Source organism: Dyella marensis (genome assembly GCF_900112865.1).
Lineage (GTDB): Bacteria > Pseudomonadota > Gammaproteobacteria > Xanthomonadales > Rhodanobacteraceae > Dyella_D > Dyella_D marensis_A.
This window is the reverse complement of sequence record NZ_FONH01000020.1, coordinates 22134-37656: the sequence shown is the minus strand read 5'-3', so window position 1 is coordinate 37656 and position 15523 is coordinate 22134. Positions and strand designations below refer to the sequence as shown.

Here is a 15523-nt window from a genome sequence, read left to right as displayed (position 1 = left end):
AGATCTCAAGGGTCGGTGAACGGCCGCCCTTCGACACAGGCCTTCAGCCTCTCACGGCATGCCATCCACCTTGGGGCGCCAGTCCGTGGCACCGTTGCGGCGAGGACCGCGCACGAACAACCGCTTCCCCCACTCGAGCATATCGTCGACATAGGTGAAAACCACCGGGATCACCAGCAGGCTGAGGATGGTCGAGGTCAGGAGTCCGCCGATCACCACGATCGCCATCGGCTGCCGGAAACTCGGCTCCGCGCCCATGCCCAGTGCATTGGGCAGCATGCCGGCGCCCATCGCGATGGTCGTCATGACGATCGGACGTGCACGCTTGTGGCAGGCGTCGACGATCGCATCCAGCCGGCTCATGCCGCGTTCGCGCCGCGCCAGGATGGCGTACTCCACCAGCAGGATGGAGTTCTTCGTCACGATGCCCATCAGCATCAGCACGCCGATCACCGAGGGCATCGAGAACGACTGGCTGGTGACCCACAGCGCGATCAAGGCGCCGGCCAGGGCAAGCGGCAATGCACACAGGATCGTGGCCGGCTGCAGGAAGTCGTGGAACAGCAGCACCAGCACCGCATAGATGCAGAAGATGCCGATCGCCATGGCCAGGCCGAAGCTTTGAAAGAGCTCCGCCATGTGCTGCAGCTCGCCCTGTTCCACCAGGCGCACCCCGCCCGGCAGGCTCTTCAGTGCCGGCAGCTGCATTGCCTCGCGTTGCACTTCGCCGCTCGAGCGGCCATTGAGTTCCACGCTGAGCGTGACATTGCGCGACCGGTCCAGCCGATCGATCTGCGCCGGCCCGCTGCCCATCGACACAGCGGCCACCGATCCGAGGCTCACCGTGCCATGGCTGCCCGGCACGCGCAGCTGCGCTACCGCCGCGAGGTCGTTCCGGATGGCGGGATCCATGCGCGCACGGATCGGAATCTGGCGCTCGGGCAGATTGAGCTTGGGCAGCGCGGTCGAATAGTCGCCGTACGTCGCCAGGCGCACCGCATCGGCCAGCGCCTCCGAGGTGACGCCCAGCGAGGCGGCGCGGGCGAAATCCGGCCTGACCTGGATTTCCGGTCGCTGCAGGGCGGCGCTGGAGGTGACGTTGCCGATGCCCTTGAGCGTGCGCAACTGCGCCTCTGCCTTGATGGCGGCCGCGGTCAGCGTGGCGGGATCGTCGCTGGCGAGCGTGATATCCAGGGTCTTGCCGCTGGCGCCGCTGCCGACCGACACGCGCACGCCCGGCAGCGCGCGCAGCAGGTCGCGCATACGGGCCTCGACCTGCGGCTGGGTGAGCTTGCGCTGCGCCCTGGGGGCGAGGTCGACGGTCAGCGTGGCGCCGGTGGCGTCATTGGTGGAGCTGGCCGACATGTCGGCGCCACTGGTTGCGGTGCCCACCGCGGCAAACACGCCACGGACTTCGGGCAGCGAGCGGATCAGGTTCGCCGCGCGCAGGCTCATCGCCGCTGTGGTTTCCAGCCGGCTTCCCGGCGGTAAGGTCAGCGTCACGCGCGACTGGGCCTGGTCCTTGGCGGGGATGAAACCCGTAGGCAGCAGCGGCAACACGGCCAGCGCCACGGCGAAGAACAGCGCTGCGCCGACGACGGTGGTGCGGCGCCGGACCAGCGCGGCCCGCACCCACTGCAGGTAGCGCCGCATGATCGGGCCATCGGGCGCGTCGGCTTCGCCCTGCCTTGCCGGCTTGAGCAGGTAGGCCGCCATCATCGGCGTGAGCAGCCGCGCCACCAGCAGCGAGGCCAGCACCGCGATCGAGGCGGTGACGCCGAACTGCCGGAAGATCAGCTCGGGAATGCCGCTCATGAACGCCGTCGGCAGGAATACCGCGACCAGCGTGAACGTCGTTGCGATCACCGCCAGGCCAATTTCGTCAGCCGCCTCCATGGCCGCCTGGTAAGGCGTCTTGCCCATCTTGAGGTGGCGTTCGATGTTCTCGATCTCGACGATGGCGTCGTCGACCAGGATGCCGACCACCAGCGACAGCGACAGCAGCGTCACCGTATTGAGCGAATAGCCGGCCAGCGCCATGAACAGGAAGGCCGGGATGATCGAGAGCGGAAGCGCGGTGGCCGAGATGAGCGTGGCGCGCCAGTCGCGCAGGAACCACCACACCACGACGATGGCTAGCAAGGCGCCCTCGCCCAGCAGGGACATCGAGCCGTGGTAGTTCTCTTCGATCGGGTCGATCGTGTTGCTCGCTTCGTCGATGGCGACTTCCGGGTGCTCCCTGGCGAAAGCCTCCACGGCGGCCCGCACGCCACGTGTCACGCCGACATCCGAATAGCCGAGCGAGCGCGTGACCTGGAAGGCGATCACCGGTTGCCCGTCGCGAAAGGCCAGCGTGCTCCGCTCGGCATGGTTGTCGCTGATGCGGGCCACCTGGTCCAGCCGGATGTAGCGCCCATCGCTCAGCGGCACGGTAATGGCGGCGACTTCCGCCGCCGAGCCGACCGTGCCGATGGTCCGGCTGCCCTGCCGCTCCGTGCCGACCCTGCCCTCGCCGCCCGAACTCTCCTTCTGCACCGCCTTGATCCGGGTGGACACATCGGAAGGCGTGACGCCCAGGCCGGCCATCAAGGTGGGATCGAGATCCACATGGACCTCACGGTCCACGCCGCCCACGCGCGTCACCGACGCCACGCCTTTCACCGCGAGCAGCGCCTTGGACAGCTTGTTGTCGACGAACCAGGACAGGTCCCGTTCGTCGAGCCGGTCGGAGGCGATCGCATAGGTGAGCAGCCATGAGTTGGCCGACGTCTGCTTGGAAACCGTAGGCGCAGCCATGCTGCTCGGCAGGTCGGCGCGGGCGCTGTCGACCGCGTTGCGCACCTGGCTCAATGCCTCCTCGCCATTCTTGTCCAGCTCGAAGCTGACGCTGATGCGCACCGAGCCTTCGGTAATCGTGGTGGTGATGTGATCGAGCCGGGTGAGCGAGGCGAGCTTGTCTTCGATCTTGCGTGCGACCTCGGTTTCCAGCTGCGCCGGGGCGGCGCCTTCGAGCGTCGCGGCTACCTGGATCGTGGGCAGGTCCATGTCGGGAAAGTCCTGGATGTCCAGGCGCCGGAAACCGATCAGGCCCAGCGCCGTCAGCAGGACAAACAACAGCAGCGAAGGCACCGGCTTGCGGATGGCCCAGGCGGAAAAGTTCACGGCGCACTCCTCGCCTTATCTCGCGTGGCCGGTACGACGTCCACGATCGCGTCTTCCGACAGAAACGCGCCGCCGCTGGCGACGACACGCGCGCCCTTGTCCATCGCGGTGAGGATTTCGATGCGGTCGCCCGAGCGGCGGCCGGTATCGACGGCACGGCTGCTGACCCGGCCGTTCGCATCGACCATGTAGACATAGGAACGGCCATCGCGCGGCACCACGGCCGACTGCGGCAAGGTCGTCGCAGCGCGCGATTCGTACTCGATGGCGCCATTGGCAAACATGCCCTGGCGCGCGGCGCTGTCCGCGGGCAGGCTGACATAGATCGTGGCGCGGCCGGTGTCCGTGCTGAGCGCCGGGCCGATTTCGCGGATCCGGCCTTGCACGTGCTGCCCGGACGGCAGCATCACATCGGCCAGCTGGCCGACATGGATCGCGTTCAACTGGCGGGCATCCACTTCCGGACGCCACTCCAGCCGGCCCTGGCGGATCAGGCGGAACATCTCCGCGCCGGCGCTGACCACATTGCCGAGCACGGCCGACTTGGACGAGACGATGCCGTCGTCGGGCGCCACGACGCGGGACTGCCGCAGCTTGAGCTGGACACTGTCCACATCGGCCTTCGCCGAACGCATGGAGGCGCGGGCGGTGGCTTCGTTGATCCGGTATTCCTCTAACTGTTGCGGCGACAGCCCGCCGCTGTCGCCCACCATCTGGGCACGCCGGAGGTTGGAGACGGCCTGTTCGAGCGAAGCGTTGGCCTGGGCGAGCAGAGCTTCCTGCTTGTGCAGGTCCGTGCGCAGGCTGTCATCCGCCAGGCTGGCCAGCAGCTGGCCGCGCTTGACGCGCGCACCGACATCCACCTGCAGATCCGCGATGCGCAGCCCGCCGGTTTCCGGGCTGACGATCACCTCCTGCCAGGCGGTGACAGGCCCGCTCGCTTGCTCGGTGCCCGGCCAGGTGCGGAGCTCCGGTGCGACGATCTCCACGGTCAAGGCGCGCGTCGCATCCCCGCCTGAAGTGACATCGGCGCGCCCGTGCGCCCCGCGCCAGATGCCCACGCCGGCAACCGCGGCAACGATCGCGACGATGGCGGCCATAAGAGACTTGCGATTCAAGACGCACTCCGCGGGTGGTTGATCGGTGACGCCGGCAGCGCCGCCGTCGGAGGTTGCGCAGGGCGGTCCGGCGCCCATCCGCCGCCGAGCGCCTTGTACAGCGCGATCCAGTACGCGACGCGATCGCGCTGCAGCGTGATGCGCTGGACTTCGGCCGACAGCGCCGAGCGCCGCGCCTCCTCCAGCGTGAGCAGGGTCTCGCGCCCTGCCCGCCAGCTCTTTTCCGTGGCCAGGAAATAGCGGCGGTATTCGTCGTCGGCCGTGGCGGCGTCGGCGGCGCGACGGTCCGTGCTGTCGAGATTGACCAGGGCCTGCTCGACTTCCTTCACCGCATCGCGCACGCCTTGCCGATAATCGGCGAGCGCCACGGCGTAACTCGCATAAGCGCTTTTCACCGCCGCGCGGCGCGAGCCGCCATTGAAGATCGGGATGGACAGCGAGGGCCCGAGCGACCAGCCCGTCGCCGGACGGGTGCTGTTGCTGGCCGACACCGAAATGGAACCGGACAGCGAAAGACTGGGATAAAGATCGGCCTGGGCGACCCCGATATCCGCGCTGGCGGCTGCCACTTGCCGCTCCAGCGAGGCGAGATCGGGGCGCTGGCGCAGCACCTGCGCGGGCACACTCTCTACCGCCAGCATTGCCGGCTGCGGCAGGTGCCCATCGCCCATGACCAACAATGCGCGCAACTGGGCCTCATCGGATCCCGTGAGGTTTACCAGCGATTTGACCAGCAGCTCGCATTGACCGCGCTGTGAAACAAGAGTGGATCGGGTGTCGGCGGTGCCCGCGCGTGCAAGGGCGCCGTCCGACGGGGACTTGAAACCGGCGCGGACCAGGCTGGCCGTGGCCTGCTCTGTTTGCGTCTCCGACTGCAGTTCGCGCTCGTACGCATCGGCCAATTGCGCGCAGCCGCGGTATTCGACATAGGTATCGGCGACTTCCGCCGCCAGCGAGACCCGCGCATCGTGCCAGTCGCTCACGCGCGCGCCGACGAGCGCGCGGGCGGCCTCGGTAGTGCGGCGCACCTTGCCGAACAAGTCGATCTCCCAGGACGCGTCCAGCTCGCCGCTGCGTGTGCTGCTGGTGGTTTCGCTCCCCGGCAGGATCTGCTGCTTGCTGCGGGTGATCGAACTGCCGCCCGTCAGGGTCGGCAGGCCGTCAGCCCTGGCGGACACCAGGGTGGCGCGAGCCTTCTCGATATTCGCCCAGGCTTTGGCCAGCGACGGACTGTCGGCCTCGGCCATCGCCACCAGCCTGGCCACCAGCGGATCGTCGAATTGCGCCCACCATGCATCGAGCGAACCCACGGCACCGCCATGCGGAAGCGGCGCGCTCCACGCCACGGGTGCCGCCGGGGCTGGCTCGCGGTAGTCCGGGCCCACCGCACAGCCGGCAAGGGCCAGGCCCAGGCCTGCTGCCCAGGGGGTACGGATGAGGGCGGATTTCTGCATGCGCACGACGGGCCAGGTGAGATGGGCCGCATCGTAGGAGGCGCGATCGTTGGCCGCGGTTCGGCAAGGTTAAACTGGGTAAAAGTCCTGCCGGAGCGCGTGTTTTCCGGGGAATCCGGGCGGATACTGGCGCCATGACCAGGGTTCTTCTCGTCGACGACGACGTCGATCTGACTTCCATGCTCTCGCAATATCTGGTGCGGGAGGGCTTCGATGTAAGCACCGTGCACGACGGCGAGGCCGGGGTGTCCGAAGCGGCATCCAACGATTACGCACTGGTGGTGATGGACATCATGATGCCGCGGCTATCGGGCATCGATGCGCTGCGCCGCATTCGCGCCAACAGTGCGGTGCCGATCCTGATGCTCACGGCCCGTGGCGACGATATCGACCGCATCGTGGGGCTGGACCTGGGCGCCGACGATTACGTGCCCAAGCCCTGCACGCCGGGCGAGCTGGTGGCGCGCATACGCGCGATCCTCCGGCGCACGAAAACCGGCGAGCGGTTCGACGGCTCCGGCAACGCGCGTGCGCTGCAAGCCGGTTACCTCATGCTATGGCCGGGCAATCGCCGCGCGACCTGGCGCGGCGAACCGCTGGAACTCACCGGCACCGAGTTCAGCCTGCTGGAAGTGCTGGTGCGGCATTCCGGACAGCTGGTCAGCAAGCAGGAGATTTCCCTGCAGGCGTTCGACCGTCCGCTGGCGCGCTTCGATCGCAGGATCGATGTGCACATCAGCAGCATCCGCCAGAAACTGGGAACGCGTCCGGACGGCCAGTCCTGGATTCAGAGCGTGCGTGGGCTGGGCTATCAGCTGCTGGAGGATTGACATGTTCCGATGGGCGCCCGGCCGCTTGTTCTGGAAACTGGTGCTGGCCCATTGGACCAGCATGCTGCTATCGATCGCAGGGATGTCCACTTATCTGCAGATCACTAATCAACGCCTGCCGCCGCCGGAGGAGCTGACGCGGATCGGCGGCGTTCCGGTGGTGCCGGTCGTATCGGGCCTGCTGGCGATCGCCGGCGGTGGACTCATCCTGGCCTGGTATCTGTCGCGCCCCCTGCAGCATCTGCGCTGGGCGTTGCGCGAAGTCGCCAAAGGCCATTTCGAGACGCGCGTGCAACCCCTCATGGGCAAGCGCAGCGACGAGATTGTCGACCTGGCGCAGGACTTCGATCGCATGGCCGCGCAGCTGCAGCTGTTGACCGAGTCGCGCAAAGTGCTACTGCATGACATTTCGCATGAACTGCGCTCGCCGTTGACGCGCATCCAGGCAGCGATCGGCCTGCTGCGACAGGAGCCCGGGCAGTCGGAGGCGATGGTCCAGCGCATCGGCCGCGAAAGCGAGCGGCTCGACGAGCTGATCGAAGCACTGCTGGTCCTGCACCGGCTGGAAGCCAGCGAAAGCACACCCTGCGGCGAGCGCGTCGACATCATCGAGTTGCTGCAGTCGATCGCGGAGGATGCCGATTTCGAAGCGCGCAGCGCCTCGAAGACCGTCAGCATCGAGGCGCCCACCCAGTTCGTTGCCGCCGTCCGTGGCGAACTGATCTATCGGGCCTTCGAGAACGTGATCCGCAATGCGGTGAAGTTCAGTCCCGGCGGTTCCACCGTGGAAATCCGCTGCCGGACCTCGGACGACGGCGAAACCTTGGAGACCCTGGTCCGGGACCGCGGCCCGGGCGTACCCGAACACCTGCTCGAAGCCATCTTCCAGCCCTTCACCCGCCTGCCCGGCCATGACGCCGTCCACGGGTCGGGCCTGGGACTGGCCATTGCACGGCGCGCGATGGAAATGCACGGCGGAAGCGTCGTCGCCCGCTTGCGCGATGGAGGCGGGCTGGAGGTGCTGTTGACGCTGCCGGGGCGGCGAGAACCCTAGGGACGCGCGCTTGATGTCCTGCGTCAGGCCCGCGCCATCGATTTCTCGACCCATCGCATGAATCCATCGAACGCCCGATCGCTCAACCAGCGGCGCAGGAACAGGATCGTCCGCGCGCCGCCGCCGGTGGCGTAGCGCGTGCGGGGCCGGGAGGCGCGCAAGGCGCGTGCGATCGTCTTTGCCACCACCTCCGGCGGCGACACGATGGACGACTTGTCACCCGCGGAGAACATGCGCGCATGCATCCGGGCTTGTTCGGCGTAGGCGGTGTCACCCGAGTAGCGCAACATGCCTTCCTGCGCAATGCCACTCCATTCGGTGCGAATGCCACCCGGCTCCACCACCACGACATCGATCCCAAACGGCGCCAGTTCCATGCGCAGGCAATCGCTCAGTCCTTCCACGGCGAACTTGGTCGCGTGATACCAGCTGCCCATCGGCTCGTGCATCTTGCCGCCGATCGAGGTGATGTTGACGATGGTGCCCGAGCGCTGGGCGCGCATCATGGGCAGGCACAACTGGATAAGGCGCGCGAGGCCGAAAACGTTCACCTCGAACTGGCGCCGCCCTTCGTCCAGGGGCACGTCTTCCAGCGCGCCGTAGGAGCCATAGCCTGCGTTGTTGACCAGCGCATCCAGGCGGCCTTCGCGCCGGGAAATGGCTTCCACCGCCTGAACGATCGAGGCATCGTCCGTCAGGTCCAGCGACAGCACCTGCGCGCCGGCCTCGGCCAGGCCGCTCATTCGATCCACCCGCCGCGCCGCGGCGTACACCTTGTATCCATCCGCCAGGAGGCGACGCACGGTGGCTTCGCCTATGCCCGACGATGCGCCGGTAACCAGTACGGTTTTGCTCATGGCCTTCACTTGGTGGGTTGCGAAGGATGAGTCTAAACTAGGGCCTTAACCCCCTAGTCAAGAGCCCCGCCATGCTGATTGCCGAATTCTGCCGGCGCGCCGAACTGACTCGCGATGCCGTGCGCCTGTACGTGAAGCTGGGGCTGATCAGGCCGAGCACAGGGGGAGCAGGCAGCAATCGCTACCAGCACTTTCACGAGAGCGATGTGGACCGCGTTGCCTTGATCAAGGTCGGCCAGCAGCTCGGCTTTACGCTGAAGCAGATTGTCACCTTGAACCGCGAATACGAGACCGGTGGCATCGACCGGCCGCGCCGGCTGGCCGTGATGCAAGCGCAGCTGGCGCAAGTGGATGAGAAGGCGGCGCAACTGGGCAAGCTGCAGAGCTATCTGCGAGCGAAAGTTGCGTGGATCGAAGCGGGCGAACTCGGCGACGAGCCTTCGTTCTGCGGCCTTGAGGCGGTGACGCAGATGCTCGGCAAGGGCAAACAAGCGGTCTGAGGGCGAACGGAATTCGCAATATTTTCCGTTGGCGTCAGCGCGACTGGCGCCAGCCGCAGTTCGAACTCTGCCAACTCTCCGTATCACCTGAACCGAGCTTTCCTCGCCAACACCAACCAGTACTCGGATTGCCGCAAAACCGGCGACCTAGACTCGCCGCCGGACACAGGGACCGGATGACCACCACGCGACCGGGCGCAAGCCGCACATGGCGCGTGCCCGTCATCGGAGGCAGTCATGCGCCGTTGCTCTGTCCCACTTCCCCATCGTCCGCATTCCATACACCGGCCCGGATCCGGCTTGCCGCTCGTTGCGGCGTGCGTCGCGCTGCTTGGAACGGCGCCGTCATGGGCCGATACCACATGGTCGACCACCGCCACGCAGGCGGTCATCAATGCACCGCCCACCACCCATTGCGGCGCGAAATACGAATTGAACTTCACGTATTTGCGATGCTTCGATCCAGCCAACGTTGCCGCCCTGGCCGCCAACGCACCGGTGCACATCACCCTCGGCCTGCAGTTGCGCAACCGGACACAGCTCGAATCCTATCTGCACGACGTAACGCAACCGGGCTCGCCCGTCTATGCGCAGTACCTGGACCGCGACACCTTCATGCGCGATTACGCACCCACGAGCGAACAAGTAGCTGCCGTCGTCGCGTATCTCAGCCAGCACGGTTTCAGCGGCATCGAAGTGGCCTCCAATCATCTGACCATCACGGCCGACGGCACGGCAGGCGGCGTGTCTTCCGCGTTCAACCTGACCATGGCGACGTTGACCGACAGCGACTACTACCCACCGCAGTTCATGGTCAATGTCGGACCGGCACAGGTACCGGCGGCACTGGGCGGCATTGTCACCGGAGTGCTAGGACTGACGGATTTCCTGTCGGCACCGAGCAACCATCATGCGGACTACCAGCCGCCACCGGACGGACCGATCTCCAGCTTTGGCCGCAACCCGCTCGCCTACAGCACCATCTATGGCGCGGATGCGGTGAGCACCGGCCATGCCACGTCGGTAGGCATCATCGCCGCCGGCGACATGACGCAGACCATTGCCGACTTGAATACCTTCACCGACCGCGAGTCCATGCCGCGAGTGAACACCAGCGTGGTGAAAGTCGGTCATGGCAGCTTAGGCGCTGGTGGCGCGCAGGACGAGAGCCAGGTCATCGCGGCCACCGCCGGGCAACTGGAGCAGATGGTGTTCTACGCCATGGCGCCCACCGGTACGAAGCCGACCCAGGCGGATGTCACGGCCACATACAACCGCGCCGTGGCCGACGACGCGGTAAAGCTCATCCAGACCTCGTGGTCGCTGGACGAAGAAAGCTCCCACCTCACTGGCCAGCAGGCGATCGACGACACGATCTTCCTGGCGTCCCGCGCGCAAGGGCAGGTGGTGATGGCCACGGCCGGCAGCGCCGTCTTCATGGATATGCAAATGTTCGTTCCCTTCGCACCGCCGACCGCACCATCGACCTCGCCCAACGTCGTCGCCGTGGGCGGCTCCCAGGTGACTGACGACGGCGCCAGCCACTGGTCGAGCGAATCGCCGTGGTACGAGGTGTCGTACTCCGCCGACCCCGGTGGCCGAACCTACGTCAACTACTGGCTCGACCCCACCGGAACCAGCACCTATGCACCGATACCGTTCTGGCAGACGTCACTCGGCAATCCCCTGCCCGGCAGCCCGCAGCCGCCTGTCACCGGACGACTGGTCCCCGACATCGCGTTCGATGCGTACAAGAACGTGCCAAGCAACTGGGATTCGACCCTGATGCTGCCGGCCACCAGCGGCGCGCGCATCATCGTCAACGGCGCCGAGCAGCATCTGTTCAATGGCTCAGAGCTGGCATCGAGCATCTTTACCGGGCTGTTTGCGCGTATCGAATCGGCACATGGCAACCGGCTTGGCCTACCGACGCCGCAGATGTACGCGAACTTCGACACTGATGTGAGTCCACTGCACAACCTTGGTGGCGGGACGTGGAATGGCGCCGCTTGCGCCAATAGTGGCTGGACGCCCTGTGCGGGATGGGGGAGTCTGGATATGGGGAAGTTCGACAACTACGTGACAACACACTGGGGACTCTGACACCTCTGTAGGTTGGGGTGAGCCATCGGCGAACCCCAACGTCACCGTGCCTATGCAGCTGGTTTGTTGGGGTTCGCCGGTGGCTCACCCCAACCTACGCCACTACGCAAGAAGAGGCGGGATGGTCTCGAAAACGCCGAGTTTCGTTCTCTCAGGCAACTTTTCCTCCCGAGGCGCGCACCTTCGCAAGAATGAAAGCCTCCAATTCCGGCGTCACGTCTGCGAGTGGAAGAGTCATGAACTGCGATTTGGAAAGCAGGAGCAGCCAGCAAGCCTTGAGCTGCCATATCTCAGCGATTGCCGACCACGGGATGGACGCGCTACCGGCGCCGGAAGATATCGACAGCGAGTTATCAGAGGCCTCGAGCGTCGCCTGGGCATTGCCCATGGCCCTAAGCTTTTGGACAGCATTGCGATAGTGCATAGCGTACAGGGCGATCGGGAAGAGCGTGCCAACCATCAAAACGCTGCCAAGCACACCTGTAAACCACGAAACGTCGCCTTCGCGAATGGCCATGGCAAAACCAAAAGCGACGGCTGCCCAGGCCAGGAAAAAGCGCAAGCCGGTGACCCGCCACCAAAAGCCGCCAACAGCCTGACGAAGAAGCGCTTCGTTGTAGTTGAGGATGGTTCGATGCATTCGTCGACACCTGTATTGCCGCAATTGAAGAATCCGACCGGCTTGCTTTGAGTCAACAGCGAAATCGCATCCAACCTCTCAGGGCGCTAGCCCTCCCCACGAAACCGCAACGCATTCAACATCAGAGAGCGCGCCGGTGATTGATGCCTGCGGCAACGACCCTGACATCTTTGTAGGTTGGGGTGAGCCATCGGCGAACCCCAACGTCACCGTGCCTATGCAGCTGGCCTGTTGGGGTTCGCCGATGGCTCACCCCAACCTACGCCGCTACGCCATTTAAAGCTGCGCACCTTCGTCGCCAGCGGTCCGCCCCTCCGCCTCCATCTCCTCCAGCACGGCGATGGCGCCGTTGATGCGCAGCATAAGGTTCCCCAGTTCGTGCTTGCGTGCTTCGAGCGCGCTCAGCTGCGTCTGGACTGCCTCCCGTTCCTGGCGGAGTGCGGCGATACGTTGGGCGATGCGCGATGCTTGGGAATGATCGTTTTGGATGGACATGCTCAAAGCCTTGGCTGAGGTGTAACTCAGTTACTCCTGACATCTGCTTCCGGTCGGCGTCTTCTCGCCAACTATGACTTGAATTCCCGTATGACTTCGATCGAGCCGACAATGTTGTCGTTCAGATCCTCCAGATCCTCGGCCGGCACCCACCATTCCGTGTGATGGGATCCGCCAACGCGCTGAATCTGGTACCTGATCATGAATGACGTCCGCACCTGAAAGCGGGTGACCGCGCCGTAGCCACCGTCACGCACATTCCAACGGCCCGCGATCTCGGCCGCGTATTCCTCGTTGGTCACTGGATAGAAAATGGGTTGCTCCGGCAGACGCGGAGGCCACCGCTTGAAATCGGATTGCCTCAATAGTTCCAGTTCTTCAGGACCGACTGGGCGGTACATCACCGTCAATTCGTTGGGGGTTGTCATATCAACTGCGGTTCGTTTGGAGGGAATCTAATGCTCACCTATTGCCCTAAGGATGGGCATCACCTGAGGTAGTCTCTCCAGGCAAGCAGCGCCTCAACCACCGCCGAGTCACCATCTGGGTCTGGCCTTTGGCCCATAAGATCCATGCTCACCCAAGACAGATATGCAGCCACGTCTTTGCCATCCGTGGTGCCTCTTACAAGGTCGAAGACCTTGGGTGCGTAGCTTTCGTATTCGTCCCGCGCCTGTGGGACACCCGCTATACCAATCGGATCCCACATGTAGTGCAGCACTTCTTCTACCCGGAGATAGAGCATGCGTTCTTTCTGAGTCAGCGACATCTGGCCATCCAGTACCGGTGAAGGAGAAATGGTTACTCAAGATCGCCAGGCCTGCTTTGGGTCGAAAGCGAACATCAGGGCCCCGTAAATATCTTGTGTTTAAAGCTACGCAGCCAACCTCTCAGCGCCCGAGGGCCACCGGCGAAGTACCAGGCAAGCATTCCTGCGAGCCCCAGCAGCGACCATTCCACACGCGACCAGAGATAAGGCCATGGCTTTTGCACACCATTGATCTCGTACGAGAACCCCCATCGAACCTTGGCAACCGTCCAGCCCTCTACGAGGTAGCCCCGGTCAAATTGATAGATGAATGGCACAAAGTCATCCAGCTTCCCGTTGCCCCGACTTACTTCATAGTGGGTAACACAACGGTTATTGAGTGGCTGCTCGCAAACATCATGGCGCGACTCGATCGTAAATCGATCGGTAAAGAAATATGTACCGGCTATGCTCCACAAACCCGTACAGAAGGTCACGAAAGACCACACGAGTAGCAACGTGGTAAAGACGAATCGAAGAACATTCCCCATCGTTGCTTTCGCTCCTCGGCTGTGACATGGCCAATATCTGAGATGGGTCCGAAGCGAATCTTACGATCTACAGCCAAGCACTGGCCATTACTTCCGCGATAACGAGAAGCAACCCACCGATCAGAATCACAGCTAGTCGCCGGTTAGTCCTGCGCGCCAGGCTTGGCGCCTCGGTCGGCACCCACTTCGAGTCGCCAGCAACCTGCATCTCCCATGGACCCCACGTCCTGCTGCGGTAGAAAAGCGCCTGGTATGGCTGCAGTTTTTTACCAAGATCTCCTAGAAGTTCGTCAAACCCGATCAATCCTCCATCGATCTTTGCGAGGCTGACGTCTTGCTTGTTCAATAGCCATGAATCTGTCCCGGCTCTTGGCGAGCTCACCGTGATGACCTGCGCAATCGAACCAAGCGGAATGAGCTTGGTGTGAAACACGCCGGTGATGGCTACATTCTCGGCGCCAACTTCAATGACATAGCGGCTTACGTACAGGTAGCCCCATGCCGACACGGTAGCAAGACAAACTACGATCAGACCGATGACGATATCTGATCCAACGCTCGAACTCGGCGTTGGCGTGCGTACGGCATAAGCAGCAAGGCCGACCATCGCGGCGATGAAAAACAAAAGAAGGTAGGAAATCCATCTTGGAAAGCGGTATTCCATGTCTTGCACTCCCGCGCGGACTTGATTAGGGCAATCACGTTGTCAGGTCTTTACGCCATGGCCTCCGCTCCGTGAGAGCCACAGCGAAAGTCAGCGCTTAAGAGGATAGCGACCCTTGTCGCCCCTTCAACGATGCCGAATCTTTCGGCGCGACGCGCCCTCTCGCTGTTCAAACCGATTCGGAAAGGCCCAGATGTAGAACCGCATGCCTAGCCATATCCCGATCCCTGCCGAAACCGGAATTTCCCAGAGCCAACGTACTTCGGGATCAAACCACCCAAGCACAAAGTAACCAGCACCGATCGAGAACATCCCTAGCGCATTCATGTAGTGCACTTGGACAGGCTCCTCGGAACCTGAGGACTTCAAATGCAGGGAAGGAAGCCTCCATCGGTGCTGATCCGACATATTCATGGCCTGCACCCCCATGAAGCCAACGATGCCGATAAAGCAAAGGCTCGCCACCACCCAAGGCCACGACCATGAGACCTTGTCGAAGCCGACAGGTTCTTTCGTGATCTCCGTCAGCAAGGGCGCAATGAATGCAACCCCCGCAAGCACTCCAACGTTCCGCCAAAACCCTGTCTCGTCCTGCTGCACAACCCCTCTCCTATGCCCCTTCAGGGCCGACGGCGCGCAGAAGTAGCGCGTGCTGAAGTTCAGCCAATACATCCTTTCCTCTCGTGCGTTCGCGCCATGTCTCCGGTATCCCTGATAGTTCGAAGCGAATGCCTGCCACACCGCCGGCTGCCGCGGCCATTGTGTCGGTATCGTTTCCGAATGCTATAGCTATCGCCAAGACACCGCATTCATCGCCGTAGACACGGCATGGCCTCTATCCTTGATCAAGCCGGACCCTCGCCAACCAACGCGGCGCCACGCCCGGGCTCTCCGATAGCAGACGCCCCTTGAAGTCCTCCAGCAGCACTCGCAGCGCTTCGATGAATTCATCGGGATCGAACGCCACCTCCTGCCAAGCCTCGTCCCCTTCGGCGTCGGAGATTTCAGATTCCACGATGGAGAAGTAGCCGCGCCCCTCTCGCCGGGAGAATACGAAAGCCGGCTGTCCCTGCTCGCCCTCGTCGAAGACATGGCGGCCTCCTTCCTGGCCAAGCGCGATCGCCGCGCACTGCAACTCCACGAGCCAGTCGTGCATGCAGACGTCGTCCGGTCTCCAATAGCCCATGTACGGAACGATACGTCCCTGGATCTCAAGCCGCAGGCCACCGTGGATATGCGCGTTGGGCGACAGCTCTGCCAACGGCCGCGCGGTGGCGGCAGCGACTACGAGGCTTTCCAGCCACATGCGTACGGTTGGCGGGGCGTCACTCATATAAGGAGATCCAA

Annotated in this window: 17 protein-coding genes; 4 read left to right on the top strand and 13 right to left on the bottom strand. The window is 63.9% G+C overall.

Features of this window, described 5'->3' with window-relative positions:
* Positions 1 to 51: 51 nt before the first annotated feature.
* Genes BM172_RS18715 through BM172_RS18705 form a run of 3 tightly spaced genes read right to left on the bottom strand, consistent with a single transcriptional unit; the run spans position 52 to position 5734 of the window.
* Positions 52 to 3162, bottom strand: coding sequence for an efflux RND transporter permease subunit (locus tag BM172_RS18715; protein ID WP_051548800.1), 3111 nt, complete (start codon positions 3160 to 3162; stop codon positions 52 to 54).
* On the bottom strand, positions 3159 to 4262 hold the full coding sequence (locus BM172_RS18710; RefSeq protein WP_026635703.1) for an efflux RND transporter periplasmic adaptor subunit: 1104 nt from the start codon (positions 4260 to 4262) through the stop codon (positions 3159 to 3161). Before BM172_RS18710 ends, BM172_RS18715 begins: the two co-directional genes overlap by 4 nt.
* Before the next feature lie 14 nt (positions 4263 to 4276).
* Complete coding sequence (locus tag BM172_RS18705) at positions 4277 to 5734, bottom strand: efflux transporter outer membrane subunit (protein ID WP_035323560.1); 1458 nt, start codon at positions 5732 to 5734, stop codon at positions 4277 to 4279.
* A gap of 134 nt (positions 5735 to 5868) precedes the next feature.
* Between BM172_RS18705 and BM172_RS18700 the strand changes: the two genes are divergently transcribed.
* Together BM172_RS18700 and BM172_RS18695 are read left to right on the top strand one after the other, a co-directional pair.
* Positions 5869 to 6564: a response regulator transcription factor gene (locus BM172_RS18700; RefSeq protein ID WP_026635702.1), complete on the top strand. Its 696-nt coding sequence runs from the start codon at positions 5869 to 5871 to the stop codon at positions 6562 to 6564.
* A gap of 1 nt (position 6565) precedes the next feature.
* Positions 6566 to 7618 carry a HAMP domain-containing sensor histidine kinase gene (locus BM172_RS18695; protein ID WP_035323559.1) on the top strand — a complete coding sequence of 351 codons (1053 nt, stop codon included), beginning with the start codon at positions 6566 to 6568 and terminating at the stop codon, positions 7616 to 7618.
* A gap of 23 nt (positions 7619 to 7641) precedes the next feature.
* On the opposite strand, the gene BM172_RS18690 is transcribed toward BM172_RS18695, so the two are convergent.
* On the bottom strand, positions 7642 to 8475 hold the full coding sequence (locus BM172_RS18690) for an oxidoreductase (protein ID WP_035323558.1): 834 nt from the start codon (positions 8473 to 8475) through the stop codon (positions 7642 to 7644).
* Positions 8476 to 8546: 71 nt separating this feature from the next.
* Between BM172_RS18690 and BM172_RS18685 the strand changes: the two genes are divergently transcribed.
* Positions 8547 to 8975, top strand: a complete 429-nt coding sequence (locus tag BM172_RS18685) for a helix-turn-helix domain-containing protein (protein WP_051548798.1) — start codon at positions 8547 to 8549, stop codon at positions 8973 to 8975.
* Positions 8976 to 9275: 300 nt separating this feature from the next.
* Positions 9276 to 11078 carry a protease pro-enzyme activation domain-containing protein gene (locus BM172_RS18680; RefSeq protein WP_026635700.1) on the top strand — a complete coding sequence of 601 codons (1803 nt, stop codon included), beginning with the start codon at positions 9276 to 9278 and terminating at the stop codon, positions 11076 to 11078.
* Between the two features lie 151 nt (positions 11079 to 11229).
* On the opposite strand, the gene BM172_RS18675 is transcribed toward BM172_RS18680, so the two are convergent.
* The 9 genes from BM172_RS18675 to BM172_RS18645 all read right to left on the bottom strand — a co-directional run bounded on the left by BM172_RS18675 (position 11230) and on the right by BM172_RS18645 (position 15509).
* On the bottom strand, positions 11230 to 11718 hold the full coding sequence (locus tag BM172_RS18675) for a YcxB family protein (protein WP_026635699.1): 489 nt from the start codon (positions 11716 to 11718) through the stop codon (positions 11230 to 11232).
* A gap of 276 nt (positions 11719 to 11994) precedes the next feature.
* Positions 11995 to 12213 (bottom strand): hypothetical protein, encoded by a 219-nt coding sequence (locus BM172_RS18670; protein ID WP_035323556.1) that lies wholly within the window; start codon positions 12211 to 12213, stop codon positions 11995 to 11997.
* Between the two features lie 71 nt (positions 12214 to 12284).
* Positions 12285 to 12641, bottom strand: a complete 357-nt coding sequence (locus BM172_RS18665) for a hypothetical protein (protein WP_026635698.1) — start codon at positions 12639 to 12641, stop codon at positions 12285 to 12287.
* A gap of 59 nt (positions 12642 to 12700) precedes the next feature.
* Positions 12701 to 12982, bottom strand: a complete 282-nt coding sequence (locus BM172_RS18660) for a hypothetical protein (protein WP_035323553.1) — start codon at positions 12980 to 12982, stop codon at positions 12701 to 12703.
* A 74-nt stretch (positions 12983 to 13056) separates the two neighbouring features.
* Positions 13057 to 13512: a hypothetical protein gene (locus BM172_RS22305; RefSeq protein ID WP_035323551.1), complete on the bottom strand. Its 456-nt coding sequence runs from the start codon at positions 13510 to 13512 to the stop codon at positions 13057 to 13059.
* A gap of 67 nt (positions 13513 to 13579) precedes the next feature.
* Positions 13580 to 14176 carry a hypothetical protein gene (locus tag BM172_RS18655; RefSeq protein ID WP_026635697.1) on the bottom strand — a complete coding sequence of 199 codons (597 nt, stop codon included), beginning with the start codon at positions 14174 to 14176 and terminating at the stop codon, positions 13580 to 13582.
* Positions 14177 to 14302: 126 nt separating this feature from the next.
* Positions 14303 to 14776, bottom strand: coding sequence for a hypothetical protein (locus BM172_RS18650; protein WP_143096554.1), 474 nt, complete (start codon positions 14774 to 14776; stop codon positions 14303 to 14305).
* A gap of 10 nt (positions 14777 to 14786) precedes the next feature.
* Positions 14787 to 14975 carry an ADP-ribosylglycohydrolase family protein gene (locus BM172_RS22990; protein WP_366236309.1) on the bottom strand — a complete coding sequence of 63 codons (189 nt, stop codon included), beginning with the start codon at positions 14973 to 14975 and terminating at the stop codon, positions 14787 to 14789.
* Positions 14976 to 15011: 36 nt separating this feature from the next.
* Entirely contained in the window at positions 15012 to 15509 is a 498-nt protein-coding gene (locus tag BM172_RS18645; protein ID WP_026635695.1) for a hypothetical protein, read from the bottom strand.
* Between the last annotated feature and the right edge of the window lie 14 nt (positions 15510 to 15523).